Genomic DNA, 17,551 nt, shown 5'->3' with positions numbered 1-17,551 from the left:
TCAATCTCTCAGTTGTGCGTTGTAATGCTCTTTTAGCGTGGAGATCACCTGCGCCATTACGCTTTCCACTTTTTCATCGGTAAGAGTGTGGGAACTTTCCTGTAAAATCAAGCCCAAAGCGAGACTTTTTCGTCCTGAGTCTACCTTTTCTCCAGTATAGACGTCGAAAATCAATATTTCTCTTAAGATTTCAGGTGCCGAACCTCTAATTGCCTGACGAATATCACTAAATCTAACACTCTCATCCACCACAATCGCAATATCACGACGAATTGACGGGTACTTGGAAAGCGGCTTAAATGCCGGCAATCGCCCTTCCAGCAACTCATTTATCCGAATCTCAAACAGATAGACACCTGTCGTGAGATCCAGTTTCGCTTCCAGTTCAGGGTGAAGCTTACCAATCCAACCAATCGATTGACCCGCACGGGTAATCTCGGCCGTCTGTCCCGGGTGAAGCGAGGGATGTGATGCCTGAACAAAATCAAAGTCATCAGGGCAGCCTGTCAGTGCAAAAATCGCCTCTAAATCGGCCTTGATATCAAAGAAATCCGCTTCGCGGGCTGAGTCACTCCACCCTTCAGGTGTTACCGTACCTGAAATCAAGCAAGAAAGCATCATTTCTTGTTTTATTTCATCATCTTGCTTTACAAACCTAAGACCTGACTCAAAGATTCTAACGCGCATTTGCTGGCGCGATTGGTTATATATTGCCGTCTGCAACAGACCCGGCCAAAGCGTGGTACGCATGATCGACATATCGGAGGATATCGGATTCGCCAACACCACCGGCACATGACCCGGATCAATCAGGTCATGCATCTCACGACTGATGAAGCTATAGGTGATTGCTTCCTGATAATCTCGATCGACCAGCAGACGCTTTGCCCGCTGTAGATTGAAGGTAACTTCAGCCTCGGTTTGCATCACGGTAGCTGCCGCTGTGCGCTTTGTTGGGATACGCGTGTAGCCGTAGATTCTACCGACTTCCTCTATCAGATCTTCTTCGATGCTGATATCAAACCGACAGCTGGGAGCCGTCACTTTCCAGCCTTCTGCAACCGTCTCAACCTTCATTTCCAGGCGAACCAGAATATCGGCAATGATCTCATCCTCTATCTCCAGTCCAAGCACCATGGCAACACGTGTACGGCGGAGCAGGATTTCAGGACGCGGATCAATATGAGACGCTTCTAGCGCCTCTACGACAGGACCGGGCTCTCCACCCACAATATCAAGCAACAGTTGTGTTGCGCGCTCAATTGCCTGGCGCTGTAACTCTGGATCAACGCCGCGCTCAAAGCGATGAGAGGAATCTGTATGCAGGCCATAGCTGCGCGCCTTACCGCTAATAGCCATAGGCGTAAAAAAGGCGCTCTCCAGCAGGATATCCTTGGTTTGCTCACCCACACCGGAGTGCTCACCCCCCATAATCCCCGCCACGGCAACAACCTTGCTGTGGTCCGCGATGACCAGCGTATCATTGCGTAGGGTGACCGTTTGACCGTCCAGCAGTACCAACGGCTCACCTTCGTCGGCCATACGCACCCGTATACCGCCATCAAGTTCAGCCAGATCAAACCCATGCATGGGCTGACCCAATTCCATCATCACATAGTTGGTGACATCCACTACTGGACTGATTGAGCGCAGATCACTTCTGCGTAACCGCTCCTGCATCCACAGGGGCGTCTCGGCAGCAGGATTTATGTTTCTTACGATCCTGCAGAGATAACGCGGACAGGCATTTGGAGCCTCCAATGCAACAGGAAACTGATCCTGAATCACGGCTGGCACCGGCGCCATCTTAGGAGGCGTGACAGGAGAACGGTTTATAACCCCTACTTCTCGCGCAATGCCCGCTAAACCGAGGCAATCGCCCCGATCGGGGGTCAGATCGACATCAATCGATTGGTCATTGAGCGACAGATACTCCCGGAAATCCGTACCAACTGGCGCATCCTCAGCCAACGGTAAAATACCCTCAGATGAGGCCGCCAATCCAAGTTCAGAAGCTGAGCAGATCATTCCTTGGGATTCAACACCCCGAAGCTTGGCCCGCTTGATCTTGAAATTCCCCGGCAACACAGCACCGATGACCGCAACAGGCACTTTCAGTCCAGCCGCAACGTTCGGTGCACCACAGACAATCTGCAGTGTCTCTGCAGCGCCCACATTGACCGTGCACAGGCTGAGCTTGTCTGCATCAGGATGCTGTTCCCGCGTCAGGACCTCGCCTACTACCACGCCCTCAAATTCACCTGCAACCGGCTCCACGGAGTCCACTTCCAGACCCGCCATACTGAGCTGATCGGCCAGTTCAGTGGTATTGACGGAGGGATTCACCCATTCACGTAACCAGGCTTCACTGAATTTCATAATCTCTTATCCAATCCTAATCGAGCACACTGCGTACTCTGAAAATCGTTGTTCAATGTTCGGTTCTAGTTCACCAGGCATCGGTTAGGCAAACTGCTTAAGAAACCTCAAATCATTCTCAAAAAAGAGCCGTAAGTCATTGACTCCATAGCGTAACATAGTCAATCTTTCAACCCCCATACCGAACGCATAGCCCGTATATTTTTCACTGTCTATGCCCACATGACGGAATACTTCCGGATGCACCATGCCGCACCCCAGCACCTCCAGCCAACCGGTATGACTGCAAACCCGACAGCCATCGCCGCCACACATCACACACTCGATGTCCACCTCAGCAGAGGGTTCAGTGAAGGGGAAATAGGAAGGCCGGAAACGGATCTTCAGATCCCGCTCAAAGAAATTTTGTAGAAAATCATAGAGCACGCCTTTCAGATCGGCGAATGAGACCCCTTCATCCACTAACAGCCCCTCAACCTGATGGAACATCGGGGTATGGGTCAGATCCGAGTCACAACGATAAACCCGCCCTGGGGCAATAATCTTCAGCGGTGGCCCGGCATTCTTCATGGTGCGTATCTGCACCGGCGAAGTGTGAGTCCGCAGTAGCAGATGGGCATCAAAGTAGAAGGTGTCATGCATGGCACGCGCCGGGTGATGGGCCGGGATATTGAGCGCCTCGAAGTTGTGGTAGTCATCTTCGATCTCCGGCCCTTCCTCAATGGCAAATCCAGAGCGAGTGAACAGCTCTTCAATACGCTCCAAAGTTCGGGTAACCGGATGCAGACCACCCTGCCCCAAACCCCGGCCAGGCAAGGTCACATCGATACGCTCTGAACTTAGGCGAGCCATCAGCGCGCGCTGTGAAAGCTCGCTCTTTCGGTTCTCGATAATCTCTTGAAGCGCCTGCTTGGCCTTATTGATGGCCTGCCCTGCCTGTGGACGCTCCTCTGCGGGAAGTTTCCCCAGCTGCTTCAGTTGAGCCGTGAGCAAACCACTCTTACCAAGATAACGTACACGGAGCTCATCCAGTGCTGCCAATTGTTCGGCTGCCGCTATCAGGCCAGTTGCTTCTTCAACAAGTTGAGAGAGCTCAAGATTGGATTCAGAATCCATTAAAGGGTCCTCATCTGGGATCAGTTCGTTAATACTGCATAAAAACAAAAGGGGAAAGACCAATGGCCTTTCCCCTGTCGTTGTCACTCATTTGCGTCGGTTTACTGCAGACGCAATGACAAGCTTTCAGCTGGAGAGACTGGCCTTAGCCTGTTCTGCCAGGGCGCTAAACGCCGGCTTGTCAAAGATGGCCAGATCAGCCAGCATCTTACGATCAATCTCAATGTTCGCTTTCTTGAGGCCATTAATCATACGGCTGTAAGAGAGACCATTGTTGCGGGCACCGGCATTGATACGGGCAATCCAGAGTGCACGAAATTGACGCTTTTTCTGGCGACGATCACGATAGGCATATTGACCCGCCTTGATGACGGCCTGTTTTGCTACACGATAAATCTTGCTGCGGGCACCGTAGTAACCTTTAGCCGCTTTAAGCACTTTTTTATGTCGGGCGTGTGCTTGTACACCACGTTTTACGCGAGGCATTGGTTCAGTCTCCTAAAGAATCAGGCGTAAGGGATCATACGACGTGCTACTGCAACGTCGGCTTTGTGTAGCTGCGATGGACAACGCAACTGACGCTTACGCTTGGTGCTCTTCTTCGTCAGGATATGACGACGGTGAGACTGACCACGCTTGATGGCGCCGGAACCGGTTACCTTGAACCGCTTGGCCGCGCCACGATTAGTCTTAATCTTTGGCATTACATATAACTCCGCTATTTAATCCGCCGACCGGGGTTACCATCATCAGGTCTGTTCAACCCGGGAAAACAACCAATCTCGATCCTTGGATCTTTAGATTTTAAGATACTTACTTTTTGGGACGCAGAACCATGATCATCTGCCGGCCTTCCATCTGAGGCTGCTGCTCAACTTCGCCGTATTCAGACAGATCTGTCTCAACACGTTGCAACAACTCCAGACCCAGCTCTCGATGAGCATGCTCACGACCGCGGAACCGCATGGTTACCTTGGTCTTATCCCCGTCTTTCAGGAAACGTATCAGGTTGCGTAGTTTTACCTGATAATCCCCCACGCCCGTCCCTGGTCTGAATTTAATCTCTTTTACCTGAGCCTGCTTCTGCTTCTTTTTCGCCGCAGACTTCTGTTTCTTCGATTCGAAGATGAACTTGCCGTAATCCATCACCCGACAAACAGGTGGCTCAGCATTTGGCTGAATCTCAACCAGATCCTGCCCCGTTTCAGCGGCGACAGCCATTGCCTCTGCAATGGAAACTACCCCAATCTGTTCGCCATCGGCGCCGATCAGTCTTACTTCACGGACATCGATCTCATCGTTCATCCGATTTCTTTTTGGTGCGGCGATAACTCAGTTCCTCCAAACGACCAAAGCCTACCAATGCAAAAGCACCGATAACCGGTGCTTTCAACTGGTAAGCTTTTAATTTGAACGGCGGCTTATCTCTTCGCTCATACGCGCCGCAAAGGTCTCGATGCTCATGCTACCAAGATCTTCGCCGCTGCGGGTGCGGACGGCCACTGTTCCCTCTTCCATCTCGCGATCGCCCACTACCAACAGGTAAGGGACCTTCGCCAATGTATGCTCGCGAATTTTAAAGCCGATCTTCTCGTTTCTCAAGTCTATTTGTGTCCGGAAGCCCTGATTTTCTAAGATTTCCGCCACTTTTTTCACATAATCGGCCTGGCGGTCGGTAATATCCATGACCACGGCCTGTTTTGGCGCCAACCAGAGAGGCAAGGCGCCAGCCGACTCTTCGATCAAAATACCGATAAATCGCTCAAGCGAACCGAGGATTGCCCGGTGCAGCATCACAGGAACCTGACGACTATTATCATCGGCAATGTAACTGGCATCCAGTCTGCCAGGCATGGAAAAATCGACCTGCATGGTGCCACACTGCCAAACCCGCCCCAGGCAGTCCCGCAGCGAGAAATCAATCTTAGGTCCGTAGAAAGCTCCTTCACCCGGCTGCAACTGCCAATCCAGCCCCTTTGCGTTGAGGGCTTCTTCCAACGATTTTTCGGCCTTATCCCACACCGCATCACTACCGACCCGTTTTTCAGGGCGGGTTGAGAGGGCGATCATGACATCGGTAAAGCCAAAATCGGCATAGACCTCAAACAGCAGATCGACAAAGGCCGACACCTCACCTTGTATCTGGTCTTCTGTACAGAAGATATGCGCATCATCCTGTACGAAGTTGCGTACCCGCATCAGACCATGCAACGTACCGCTTGCCTCGTTGCGATGGCAGGAACCAAACTCCGCCAAGCGCAGTGGCAGTTCACGGTAGCTCTTTAATCCCTGATTGAACACCTGGACATGGCACGGGCAGTTCATAGGCTTGATGGCAAAGTCCCGCTCTTCTGAATGCGTGGTGAACATATCGGCCCGGTACTTATCCCAGTGACCCGATTTTTCCCACAGCGACCGATCAACGATCTGCGGAGTACGAATCTCCTGGTATCCGGCTTTTTTGATCTTGTTGCGTATGTACTGCTCTACTTCACGGTAGATGGTCCAGCCATTCGGGTGCCAAAACACCATGCCCGGGGCCTCTTCCTGAATATGGAACAGGTCTTGAGCCTTCCCCAGTTTACGATGATCGCGCTTCTCAGCCTCTTCCAGCCGATGCAGATAGGCCTTCAGCTCTTTCTTATCCTTCCAGGCCGTACCATAAACCCGCTGCAGCATCTCGTTATCCGAGTTACCGCGCCAGTAGGCACCTGCCAGTTTCATCAGCTTGAAGGCCTTTAGATGTCCGGTGCTGGGCACGTGAGGTCCACGACAGAGATCAGTGAACTCACCCTGGGTATAGAGAGAGAGGTCTTCATTAGCCGGGATCGACTCGATGATCTCTGCTTTGTACAGTTCCCCCATATCCTTGAAGAACTTGACAGCTTCATCCCGGGACATAACCGAACGACTGACGAGTATATCCTGCTTGACCAACTCCTTCATCTTCTCTTCAATCGCCTTCAGATCATCCGGTGTAAACGGGCGCTCATAAGAGAAGTCGTAGTAAAAACCATTTTCGATGGTAGGCCCGATGGTGACCTGCGCTGACGGGAATAGCTGCTTCACTGCTTGCGCCAGCAGATGCGCCGTTGAGTGACGAATCACATCGAGACCATCTTCATCACGCTCGGTTATAAGCGCAAGCTGTGCATCCTGTTCAATAATAAACGAGGTATCGACCAATTGATCATTAACGCGTCCAGCAAGAGAAGCCTTGGCAAGTCCAGGACCAATCGATGCGGCCACATCATAAACTGAAACGGGGTTGTCGAAGCTCCGCTGGGAGCCATCAGGGAGGGTAATAACGGGCATTATTTTCTCTCTCTCAGTGGTGACCCATACGAGAGGCCACATGAATAAAACAGATCATCAAGATCCACTACCGCATCTTTAACTTCGGGAAGCATGCTGCACGGTCAACTGGGTATCAAACTGGTGCCATTGTAGACATTTAGCCCGATACTTAAAACCCGGGGATGCCGATTAGTCAAATCCCCAAGGGTTGTAAATAAAAAAGCCCCCGAATTTACGGAGGCTTTTTTAGGTGTTGGTAGGCGCGATCGGATTCGAACCAACGACCCCTACCATGTCAAGGTAGTGCTCTAACCAACTGAGCTACGCGCCTGTAAAAGAGCGCGAATAATACACGCTGAAAGACCTGCTGTGCAAGCGCAAAAAGGTAATTTTCAGCATCATTGCCAACAATATAAGGATTGATTTTGCCCACAGTGCAGGCATATATAGAGTAATGGGAAGGAAAAAAGACACAAAATCCCTGCCTTCTGGTTTCAAACAAGGAAATGAATGTGGCTGTAAAATCGAAATCACTCTTTATCATCATTCTGATTGTTGCCATCGCTATCAGTGCAACCTGGTATTTAAATCGCCCTAAGCCTTTATCCGTTACGCTATCCAGTGCTGAGACTGGACTCGTTGAAAAAAACGTCTCCAACACAAGAGCCGGCACTGTCCAAGCTTGCAGACGAGCCAAGCTCTCGCCTGGGACAGGTGGACAGATTGCACAACTGGACATTCACGAAGGCGACCAGGTCAAGCAGGGCCAGTTACTGCTACAGCTCTGGAACAAAGATCTTATGGCTCAGATCAAACTGAGCGAGGCAGAGGCACGAGTAGCCATTGCAAATGCCCGAGCCGCCTGCCTTCAGGCGGAAGTTTCCCGGCGTGAGGCCGATCGGCTACAACGTCTGCATAAAAAGGGGCTTGTCTCCGAGGAGGCCATTGACAAGCTCTCCACAGAAGCCGAGGCAAGAAAGGCTGACTGCGAATCTGCAAACGCCTCTTCCAGGGTGGCCGCCGACAGAGTTGAAGTGAACCGCAGCTATCTAGAGCGTACCCAGCTATTTGCGCCCTTTGATGGCATCGTGGCCGAAATCAATGGCGAGCTGAATGAGTATGTCACCCCTTCACCTCCCGGCATCGCCACTCCACCCGCTGTAGACCTGATCGATAACAGCTGTTTCTATATGGAAGCTCCCATCGATGAGGTGGATGCGTCTAAAATCAAGATTGGCCAGCCAGCCAGAGTGACGCTGGATGCCTTTGATAAGCGTAATTTCCCTGGGACCGTCAGGCGAATAGCCGCTTATGTCCTTGATCGCGAAAAGCAGGCGCGAACAGTCGATGTAGAGGTTGAGTTCAGTCACGCTGATGACATCAAACAACTGCTGGCAGGCTACTCAGCCGATGTCGAGATCATACTGGAGACCAAAGAAAATGCCCTGCGAATACCAACCGAAGCCGTGATTGAAGAGAACCAGGTATATGTACTGCTGAAAGATACTGGAACCATTGAAAAGCGAGAGATTGAGGTAGGCCTGAGTAACTGGGATCACACCGAGGTTGTATCAGGTCTGAAGCTCGGAGAACGCGTGGTCACTTCGGTAGACGTCGAGGGTCTGGAGGATGGCGCACTGGCTAAAGAAAAAATGGACAAGGAAAAGTGATCCGCCTGGAACAGATCAACCGTAGTTTTGAAGTGGGCGATGAGACGGTCCATGCCCTGAGGGATGTCACGCTCGATCTCGCCACGGGTGACTATATCTCCATCATGGGCCCATCCGGTTCGGGCAAATCAACCTTGCTGAATATATTGGGACTATTGGATCAACCCGATAGCGGTCACTATTTTCTCGATGAGACCGACACAACCACACTCAATGAGACCGATCAGGCCGTGGCAAGACGGGATCATATCGGTTTTGTATTTCAGTCCTTTCATTTGATACCGCGACTCAATGCGGCACAAAACGTGGAGCTACCCCTGATCCTGGCAGGCATTGAGCCGGGTGAACGTGCGGAACGCGTAGCCAAGGCGTTGGAGTTGATGGGATTAAGCGATCGAGCCAAGCATCGGCCCGATCAACTCTCCGGAGGTCAACGCCAGCGCGTCGCCATCGCCCGTGCAACCATTATGCAACCGGCGCTACTGCTGGCAGATGAGCCCACAGGGAACCTGGATAAACATTCGGGTGATGAGGTTATCCAGACATTGGAAGCGCTGAATCAACAGGGAATAACGCTGGTGGTTGTGACGCACGATCCGGAAATTGGCAGCCGAGCCTCCAGGACCATCCGTATGGTCGATGGTGCTATTGTAGGCGAAATCCCCCGATCCTCACCCGGTGGAACAACACCATGAAACTGGCGGATGCCTTCAGCTTTGGCATACAGGCATTGACCGGCGCTCGCAGCCGCACTTGGTTAATGCTGCTAGCGATGGCGATTGGCGTTGCATCGGTCATTATACTAACGGCGCTGGGGGAAGGGGCCAGACGCTATGTGGCCAATGAGTTTTCCAGCCTGGGCTCACATTTAATCATCGTCATCCCAGGAAAAATCGAAACAACAGGTGATTCACCACCCCTAATCGGCGGAACGGCCAGAGATCTGACTCTGGACGATGCCTTGGCCCTTGAACGCAGCAGCGCCATACAGTTGATTGCTCCCCTCGCACTCGGAGCTGCACCTATCTCTTACCGACAACTTGAGCGGGACATCACCGTGATGGGTTCTACCGCCGCCCTGATGCCGGTACGCAATCTGGAGTTGGCCAGAGGCAAATTCCTCCCCGAGGCTGACCCCACCCGAGAGAGTGCCATTACAGTAATCGGAGACAAACTAAAAAAAGAGCTCTTTGGTAATAAAAGGGCGCTCGGCGAGTGGATACGCATTCACGACCGTCGATTTCGAGTGATTGGCATACTCAAGCCGCTGGGTGAGTCACTCGGTATGGATATTGGTGACATTGCTGTTATCCCTGTGGCATCGGCTCAAAGCCTGTTTAATACGGAAGGATTATTCAGAATACTGGTTCAAGCCGAAGGCCGTGAATCTGTTCCGCGGGCCAAACAAGCCGTTATCGATATCATCAAGAAGCGCCATGATAACGAAGAAGATATTACTGTTATCACTCAAGATGCCCTCCTCTCTACCTTCGATGGCATCTTCCGTTCACTCACCTATACGGTTGCCGGCATCGCCTCCATCAGTCTGGCGGTTGCCGGTATCTTGATCATGAATGTGATGCTGGTTGCGGTGTCACAGCGCACCGCAGAGATCGGACTGATCAAAGCAATCGGTGGAAAACGGGAAGAGATCATGCGGCTATTTCTGATCGAAGCCGGTCTTCTCTCCGCCGCTGGTGCGGCCATCGGTATCATTATTGCCTACAGCAGCATCTGGGTAATGGGACAACTGTATCCCGAGTTTCCACTCATTATCCCGCTCTGGTCTCTGGCATCCGCTCTGGGGATCTCGCTGATTACCGGTCTTCTGTTTGGCATTCTGCCAGCAAGGCGCGCTGCACGACTGGATCCAATCGTTGCGTTGGCGGGTCGTTAACATGCTCACCCGTGACTTCATTAAACTAGCGCTCGGTTCGGTCAGCTTTCACCGCACTCGCAGCCTGTTGACCGCTTTGGGCATTGCCGTTGGTATTGCGGCCGTCGTGCTGCTGACCTCCATCGGAGAAGGCATTAATAAATTTGTACTCTCCGAGTTTACCCAGTTTGGTACCAATATAATCGCCATAAACCCCGGCAAATCGGAGACTTTCGGCATCTCCGGCGCCCTGGTTAACAGCGTTAGACCACTGAGCCTGGAGGACGCAGAGACCCTCGCACGACTACCCCATATACAGGCGGTGGTTCCCCTGGCCCAGGGAAATGCGGCGATCGAGTTTAACCAGCGCTCGCGCCGCACCTATATCTATGGTGTCAATCAGTACGTCCCACAGGTATGGAAAATGAAACCCGCCCTGGGTCGCTTCCTCCCGGATGATGATCCCCGTTTTTCTCGTTCATTCGTTGTCCTGGGCAGCAAGGTTCGAGACGAACTGTTCAAACAGGAAAATCCCCTGGGTGAACGCATACGGATTGGCGGAGAGAGTTTTCGGGTGATCGGCGTTTTGGAATCCAAGGGTCAGCTCCTCGGCTTCGATCTTGATGACGCGGTCTATATCCCCACCTACAAGGCGATGGCACTGTTTGATCAGGAAGGCCTGATGGAGATTGACCTGCTCTATAGAGAAGGCCTCGACAGTGCAGTGATCGCGGAGAATATCAAACAGCATCTGATTAAACGCCATGGCAATGAAGATTTCACCATCACCACACAGGATCAGATGCTCGATACTCTCGGATCGGTACTGAACATACTCACCCTCGCAGTGGGGGCTCTTGGCAGCATCTCTTTATTAGTTGGCGGTGTCGGCATCCTGACCATCATGACAATCTCGGTCAACGAACGCCGTGCTGAAGTGGGGCTCTTCCGCGCACTCGGCGCACGCAAACAGCAGATCCTCTGGCTTTTCATTGGTGAAGCCGTGGTGCTGGCCTGCCTGGGAGGGATTGCCGGATTGATCATCGGAGCAGGCGGGGCCTGGCTTCTTCATGTCGCGATACCCGCTCTGCCTACCCATACCTCATGGGGCTATGTACTGGCGGCGGAAGGCGTTGCTGCCGTTATAGGCCTGATAGCCGGGGTGACCCCCGCCTGGCGGGCAGCCAGGCTCGATCCGATCGAAGCATTACGGGATGAGTAATAGCGTCTGGTTGACTTCCCCATCGATTGCAGCTAAAAACCGTTCTCTTTCCAATCTTGGAGTTTCTTGTGCAACAGACTCAGCGCATCTGGTACCCACTCGCCTTTCTCCTCTGCCATCTGTTCGCATTGTTGATTTATGGAAGCTGGCTATTTGAGCCAACCAGAGTACTCTGGGATGCACTCGACACTCAACTCTTCTATTTTTTGAATGGTTTTCTGGAGCAAGCGGAAAGCTGGCAAGTTTTCTGGGCCACGGCCAATACCCGGATTGCGGATGTCACCACCGGACTGGGCATGATTGCCTTCTTTTTCCTTTTCATCTTCTCTGGAGCAAAAGCGCAACGAGTTGGTCGATTGAGCATGTTTGGCATCATGTCCAGCATGATTCTATTGAGTCAGGATGGTGGGCTGGTGGATCTCTACAAGGAGATCATCTCAGTCAGTCGTGCCAGTCCTTCACTGACGCTTGAACCGGTCTATCGTCTGAGTGAGCTGGTACCTCACATTAAGGCAAAGGACGCCTCGCATGGCAGCTTCCCGGGTGATCACGGCATCGTCACCTTTATATGGGTAGGCTGTATCTGGTTCTTCGCTAACTGGCGCTGGGGTGTAGCCGCCACTTTGATTGGTACCTTGATCCTGCTTCCCCGCATGGTGGCCGGTGCACACTGGCTATCAGATAATCTCGTGGGCTCCAGCCTTTTGGTACTGCTGATGGTCGCCTGGATACTCTGCACACCCCTTGCTTATTATCTTCAGCGACTTGGCGAATGGATACTCGGTTTCATTTTGCCGCAAAGCTGGCGTAGCAACCCGCGTTTTTAACGATAGTCAGGCAAGCAGACCCTTATCCTGTAGTGATTTGAGCTGATCGCGTATACGGGCAGCCTCTTCAAACTCCAGGTCCTTGGCATGCTGATACATCTGCTTCTCCAGGTCCTGAATACGTTTCGCCATCTGCTTCGGTGTCATAGCACTGTATTCAGCCACCTCTTCCGCTACACGGGCATATCGTTTGGCTGACATGGGCCCACCAGGCCGCGCCCCTTCCATGATATCGGTCACTGATTTTATGATCGACTGCGGGGTTATGTTGTGTTCAAGATTGTGGGCAACCTGTTTCTCACGCCGGCGATTCGTTTCATCAATGGCACGTTGCATAGAGCCCGTAATGCGATCAGCATAGAGAATCGCCTTGCCATTAACATTGCGTGCTGCACGACCGATGGTCTGTATCAACGCACCCATTGAGCGTAAGAACCCCTCTTTATCGGCATCCAGGATGGCCACCAGCGAGACCTCCGGCATGTCCAATCCCTCGCGCAGAAGATTGATACCCACCAGCACATCAAACTCACCAAGACGAAGATCCCGAATGATCTCAACACGTTCAACCGTGTCGATATCCGAATGCAGATAGCGCACACGAATGCCATGATCATGCAGATAATCGGTGAGATCCTCGGCCATCCTCTTGGTCAGCGTTGTTACCAGCACACGCTCTTTTACGGCAACACGCAAATTGATTTCAGAAAGCAGGTCATCCACTTGTGACGTCGCGGGGCGCACCTCAAGTTCTGGATCAATCAAGCCGGTTGGACGCACCACCTGTTCAATCACGGCGCCGGAATGTTCCAGCTCGTACTCCCGGGGTGTCGCAGAGACATAAATGGTCTGTGGGGCGCGTTGCTCAAACTCTTCAAACCGCATGGGCCGATTATCCAAGGCTGAGGGCAATCTGAAGCCGTACTCAACCAAGGTCTCTTTGCGTGACCGATCTCCCCGGAACATGCCACCCACCTGAGGAATCGAGACATGACTCTCATCCACAACCAGCAGGGCATTTTCAGGCAAATAGTCGAACAAGGTGGGTGGCGCTTCGCCAGCCTCGCGTCCAGAAAGATAGCGCGAGTAATTTTCGATGCCGGAGCAGTAGCCCAACTCCATGATCATCTCAATATCAAAACGTGTACGTTGTTCGAGTCTCTGAGCCTCTACCAGTTTATTGGCCTCATACAGCTGCTCCAACCGCTCTTTCAGCTCCACCTTGATCAATTCAACCGCTTCCAGCAGTTTCTCTCGAGGGGTCACATAGTGGGATTTGGGATAGATGGTGTAGCGCGGTACTTTTCGTAAGACCTCCCCGGTCAGAGGATCAAACAGGGCTATGGACTCTACCTCTCCGTCGAACAGTTCCAATCGAACGGCCTCCCCGTCCGATTCAGCCGGGTAGATATCAATCAGCTCCCCCCTCACCCGATAGGTTGCGCGATGAAGCTCCACATCATTACGTTTGTACTGGAGTTCTGCGAGGCGACGCAGAATCGCGCGCTGATCCAAGACATCTCCACGCACCAGATGCAGCACCATACTCAGATAGGAGCGCGGGTCACCCAGACCATAGATACAGGAGACCGTCGTTACGATGATGGTATCGGGTCGCTCCAACAACGCCTTGGTAGCCGAGAGACGCATCTGCTCGATATGCTCATTGATAGAGGCATCTTTCTCAATGAAAGTATCAGAGGATGGCACATAGGCTTCTGGTTGATAGTAGTCGTAATAGGAGACGAAATATTCAACCGAATTATTGGGGAAAAACTCCTTCATCTCACCGTAGAGCTGAGCAGCGAGTGTCTTGTTATGTACCAGCACAAGTGTGGGGCGCTGTAACTCCTGAATGACATTGGCAATGGTGAAGGTCTTACCTGATCCAGTCACCCCCAGCAGTGTCAAACCGGCCTCCCCATCCTTAAGACCCTCCAACAGACGACGAATGGCCTCAGGTTGATCACCGGCTGGCTCGAAATCTGAAACTAGGTGGAACGCCTTAGACATATCAAATCCATATAATCGGAAATTTCCTACGACTGATTCGAATCAATCCTATTCAGACCTCTTTCAGACTGCCGTACCCTACTCGTGCGCAATGGAATTGTGCCACAACCAGACAAAGGAGTGTCATCGTGAAATCTCATGTAATTGAGCCTGCATCCTCATGTGCAGGACTCACACTGATCGAACTGCTCATCACATTGGCCATTGGTGCAATAACGCTGACAATGGCTGTACCTGCCATGGGTAGTCTGATCGGGAACAATGCGCGAGCAAGCGCCATCAACACACTGGTCTCACATATCCAGTTGGCCCGTAGCGAAGCCATAGCCAGAGGAGGTCAAACAATCCTCTGTCCCAGTATCAATGGAAGCACCTGCCTTAACACCACTCGATGGAATGATGGTTATATTCTGGTTGCCGATAAAAATGGCAACAAATATGCGGATTCTGATGATGAGGTGGTACGTGTATTTGAAGGCCTGGATCAGAGAATAACCATCACCTCTACCAGCAATCGCAAAAAAATCCTGTTCAACTGGCTTGGCATGACACCCGGTTACAACCTAACCCTCAGTTTCTGCGACCGACAGCAAACGGTCACTCCAAAGGCCGTTATTGTATCAAATACTGGCCGGCCCCGCTTATCAGATAAACAGCCTGACGGAACACCGATTGATTGTTCATGAAGATAGCATTGTTCTCAACCCACGCTCAGGGCAACCAATTTGGAACATTTTTTCACCGTTCCCTTGACCCCGCGGAAATAGCTGATTAGTATACGCGCCTCGATACATTCCTCGGTAGCTCAGTTGGTAGAGCGGGTGACTGTTAATCACTAGGTCGGCGGTTCGAGCCCGTCCCGAGGAGCCATACAAAACAAAGGGTTGCAGCAATGCAGCCCTTTTTTTATGTGGAAGAAAAGCCACTGCACACCCCTTTCTGGGGCATCTTTATATCTTTATTAAGATGGACAGCCCACCTCAGGATTACGCTTACCAGTTATCCCCCACCCGTTGTGGAAGATAGGGTTTAGTCAGATCATAAAAACGGATACTTTCATCATCACTACCACTGGCGACGTAGCGACCATCTGGGCTAAAGCGCACCGCCGCACCGCAGAGCCGATGCCCTTGTAACCGACGCTGCACATGACCTGAAGCCGCATCAACTAATCGCAGATTGGCATCCGTATGACGTCCCAGGGTAATCAATTGATCTCCCTTCGGATGATAATCCAGTGAAGTTACAGCGCCCCAGTGCTCTGTCTCCTGAACGCGGATTTTTCCACTGACCAGATCCCAGTAAAAGACCTGATACCAGGCACCCGCAACCAATTCACTGTCATCCGGGGAGAATCGCAATTCCAGAGCCCTACGCGATGGTCGCTGCAACGCCATGACCTCGCTGAGCTTTTGATCGAACAACAAGACACGCTCATCCTCTGTCGATACGGCCAGCCTACGACCCATATGATCCACTGCGAGGGCAACCACCTCTGCGCCCAATTGAATCGTATGAATAGGTTGAAATGTGGGGTAAGAGAAAGTCTTTAGCGAACCATCGGTATAGCCTGCAACAATCTGAGAAGTGCCTGCAAGATAGGCCAACGATGTTAACCCCGCATGGGTCTCTAACTTACTTTTTAGGCTACCGGAAGTGATATGCGTGACAGCAATTGCCCCCTCTTCTCCAGCACTGAGCAGGTACTCTTTATCGATCCAGATCAGACCACGCACGGCATCCCGATGCCACTGGAACTTTCCAATCTGCGCTCCGTCTGGAACTTGCAAAATGGCCAGATCACCTTTAAAACCGCCAGATGCGATAAGCGTACCAGAAGGGGAAAATGCCAGTCGGGTAACGCCGAACAGATGGGTAGAGGGGATATTCAGATCGGGGGGCTGTGCCGGTTCCAGTCCAGCACAGCCAGCCAGGAATGCGCTAAACAGAAAGAGTACGGCATACTTACACTGGCAAACCAGCCCTCGGATTGACGCCATTAGATTTCTTCCATTGCATGCTATTCATGGCAGCAATAACTCAACCTGTCTGCCATCGGCAAGACCGTAGGTGAGATCCTGATCACCATCTCCGTCAAGATCTCTCACCTCCAGTGCTGTCCTGATAGGACTACTATGCGCTACTCGATTTATCTCTTTCAACGCTCCATTTATTATGGAAATGAGTCGAAGCTCATGAAAACCAACGGCCGGCACCGCCATATCAGGCACACCATCATCGTTAACATCCACGATTGCCGATTGCCCCAACTCCCTTGACCCGATGCGATGATTAGAGAAGCCAGGCATTTGATAAATTGGTTGCAGTCGGTTCCCTTCAACTTTATAGAGGGTCAACACACCACCAATATGCGGTGTAATCACGACGGCCAGTTCCTGCTGTCCATCCTGATCAAAATCCCCCGCGCCGACAGGATTGAGCCAACGATGCGCCAACCCAATGGGGGTTGATTCCGCCAACAGCTCGATCCCCGCATTGTTGATCTTCAGCACTGCCAACGCCGCACCCCGATCAAGATAACTCCGAACTAGAACAATCTCTTCAATACCATCATTATCCAGATCGACCAAACGAGGGTAGCGATCCTCAAAAACCGATCCTTCTGGTAGTGTAAAGGTAAGTTGCTCTCCAGTGGCCAACTCAACACGTATACCTGCGGCCTCGATGTCATCACCTAATATGGCATGATCATAGCGCCGAGTCGGAAACACCAACCAGGCACGTTTAACAGCACCCGCTCCCTCAATCACGACCCCATCGGGCAGGGCATCGGGAAGCGACGTATTCATGTGGTAATCGATTAATGGGGTAGATTGTGTTGCATCAATGTAGCGGACCTCGATAGCAAAAGCCGACACAGACCAGAGCATGAGCAGTAAAGGAATTAAGCGGGATTGAAGCATCATAACCGTCTCAGGTGGATCAGCTTATTGTTGTCATCCAGGGTGAGCTCAAAACGTCCTGCGATACCGCTGGCTGTAACAAAGGGTCTCAGACTGTTTGCGGGCAGCTGGATCGTTCGCCCATCATCGGCCTGCACGATCAACGCACTGACTTGACCACGATAGTAAGGGAGATACTCCTGTGCACTCAGATTGAGCTGAAAACAGTGGCGCTTCATTGCGCTGAA

Annotated in this window: 16 protein-coding genes and 2 tRNA genes; 7 read left to right on the top strand and 11 right to left on the bottom strand. The window is 51.9% G+C overall.

What is annotated here, in order from left to right:
- The 7 genes from pheT to FHP88_RS07380 all read right to left on the bottom strand — a co-directional run bounded on the left by pheT (position 1) and on the right by FHP88_RS07380 (position 7,123).
- Complete coding sequence (gene pheT / locus FHP88_RS07410; RefSeq protein WP_144358399.1) at positions 1-2,379, bottom strand: phenylalanine--tRNA ligase subunit beta; 2,379 nt, start codon at positions 2,377-2,379, stop codon at positions 1-3.
- Between the two features lie 84 nt (positions 2,380-2,463).
- A complete protein-coding gene (pheS, locus tag FHP88_RS07405) occupies positions 2,464-3,495 on the bottom strand; it encodes a phenylalanine--tRNA ligase subunit alpha (RefSeq protein WP_144358398.1) in 1,032 nt (343 codons plus the stop codon).
- A gap of 126 nt (positions 3,496-3,621) precedes the next feature.
- Positions 3,622-3,981, bottom strand: a complete 360-nt coding sequence (gene rplT / locus FHP88_RS07400; RefSeq protein ID WP_144358397.1) for a 50S ribosomal protein L20 — start codon at positions 3,979-3,981, stop codon at positions 3,622-3,624.
- Between the two features lie 20 nt (positions 3,982-4,001).
- Positions 4,002-4,199 (bottom strand): 50S ribosomal protein L35, encoded by a 198-nt coding sequence (rpmI, locus tag FHP88_RS07395; protein ID WP_144358396.1) that lies wholly within the window; start codon positions 4,197-4,199, stop codon positions 4,002-4,004.
- A 109-nt stretch (positions 4,200-4,308) separates the two neighbouring features.
- On the bottom strand, positions 4,309-4,800 hold the full coding sequence (infC, locus tag FHP88_RS07390; RefSeq protein WP_144358395.1) for a translation initiation factor IF-3: 492 nt from the start codon (positions 4,798-4,800) through the stop codon (positions 4,309-4,311).
- A 99-nt stretch (positions 4,801-4,899) separates the two neighbouring features.
- A complete protein-coding gene (thrS, locus tag FHP88_RS07385; protein ID WP_144358394.1) occupies positions 4,900-6,810 on the bottom strand; it encodes a threonine--tRNA ligase in 1,911 nt (636 codons plus the stop codon).
- A 236-nt stretch (positions 6,811-7,046) separates the two neighbouring features.
- A tRNA-Val gene (locus tag FHP88_RS07380) sits at positions 7,047-7,123 on the bottom strand.
- Between the two features lie 181 nt (positions 7,124-7,304).
- Here FHP88_RS07380 and FHP88_RS07375 point away from each other — a divergent pair.
- From FHP88_RS07375 to FHP88_RS07355, 5 genes are all read left to right on the top strand, one after another.
- Entirely contained in the window at positions 7,305-8,462 is a 1,158-nt protein-coding gene (locus FHP88_RS07375; protein ID WP_260843196.1) for an efflux RND transporter periplasmic adaptor subunit, read from the top strand.
- On the top strand, positions 8,459-9,157 hold the full coding sequence (locus tag FHP88_RS07370) for an ABC transporter ATP-binding protein (protein ID WP_144358392.1): 699 nt from the start codon (positions 8,459-8,461) through the stop codon (positions 9,155-9,157). The genes FHP88_RS07375 and FHP88_RS07370 overlap by 4 nt, the downstream gene beginning before the upstream one ends.
- Positions 9,154-10,359 (top strand): ABC transporter permease, encoded by a 1,206-nt coding sequence (locus FHP88_RS07365; RefSeq protein ID WP_144358391.1) that lies wholly within the window; start codon positions 9,154-9,156, stop codon positions 10,357-10,359. Before FHP88_RS07370 ends, FHP88_RS07365 begins: the two co-directional genes overlap by 4 nt.
- 1 nt (position 10,360) lies before the next feature.
- Positions 10,361-11,560 (top strand): ABC transporter permease, encoded by a 1,200-nt coding sequence (locus FHP88_RS07360; RefSeq protein WP_144358390.1) that lies wholly within the window; start codon positions 10,361-10,363, stop codon positions 11,558-11,560.
- Positions 11,561-11,628: 68 nt separating this feature from the next.
- Positions 11,629-12,387, top strand: a complete 759-nt coding sequence (locus tag FHP88_RS07355; RefSeq protein ID WP_144358389.1) for a phosphatase PAP2 family protein — start codon at positions 11,629-11,631, stop codon at positions 12,385-12,387.
- A 6-nt stretch (positions 12,388-12,393) separates the two neighbouring features.
- Here the strand turns inward: FHP88_RS07355 and uvrB are convergent, their stop codons facing one another.
- Positions 12,394-14,400 (bottom strand): excinuclease ABC subunit UvrB, encoded by a 2,007-nt coding sequence (gene uvrB / locus FHP88_RS07350; RefSeq protein WP_144358388.1) that lies wholly within the window; start codon positions 14,398-14,400, stop codon positions 12,394-12,396.
- Between the two features lie 128 nt (positions 14,401-14,528).
- Between uvrB and FHP88_RS07345 the strand changes: the two genes are divergently transcribed.
- Together FHP88_RS07345 and FHP88_RS07340 are read left to right on the top strand one after the other, a co-directional pair.
- Positions 14,529-15,086, top strand: a complete 558-nt coding sequence (locus tag FHP88_RS07345; RefSeq protein WP_144358387.1) for a GspH/FimT family protein — start codon at positions 14,529-14,531, stop codon at positions 15,084-15,086.
- A gap of 108 nt (positions 15,087-15,194) precedes the next feature.
- Positions 15,195-15,270: transfer RNA gene (locus FHP88_RS07340), tRNA-Asn, on the top strand.
- Between the two features lie 122 nt (positions 15,271-15,392).
- On the opposite strand, the gene FHP88_RS07335 is transcribed toward FHP88_RS07340, so the two are convergent.
- Genes FHP88_RS07335 through FHP88_RS07325 form a run of 3 tightly spaced genes read right to left on the bottom strand, consistent with a single transcriptional unit; the run spans position 15,393 to position 17,542 of the window.
- Entirely contained in the window at positions 15,393-16,400 is a 1,008-nt protein-coding gene (locus tag FHP88_RS07335; RefSeq protein WP_144358386.1) for a WD40 repeat domain-containing protein, read from the bottom strand.
- 24 nt (positions 16,401-16,424) lie between these two features.
- The gene (locus FHP88_RS07330) at positions 16,425-17,327 is read right to left on the bottom strand and encodes an FG-GAP repeat domain-containing protein (RefSeq protein ID WP_144358385.1); all 903 of its coding nucleotides are present in this window, start codon (positions 17,325-17,327) and stop codon (positions 16,425-16,427) included.
- Positions 17,324-17,542, bottom strand: a complete 219-nt coding sequence (locus tag FHP88_RS07325; RefSeq protein WP_144358384.1) for a DUF2835 domain-containing protein — start codon at positions 17,540-17,542, stop codon at positions 17,324-17,326. The genes FHP88_RS07330 and FHP88_RS07325 overlap by 4 nt, the downstream gene beginning before the upstream one ends.
- Between the last annotated feature and the right edge of the window lie 9 nt (positions 17,543-17,551).

This window comes from Sedimenticola selenatireducens, assembly GCF_007625115.1.
GTDB classification, from domain to species: Bacteria; Pseudomonadota; Gammaproteobacteria; order Chromatiales; family Chromatiaceae; genus Sedimenticola; species Sedimenticola selenatireducens_A.
This window is presented reverse-complemented; position numbering and strand designations above follow the sequence as displayed.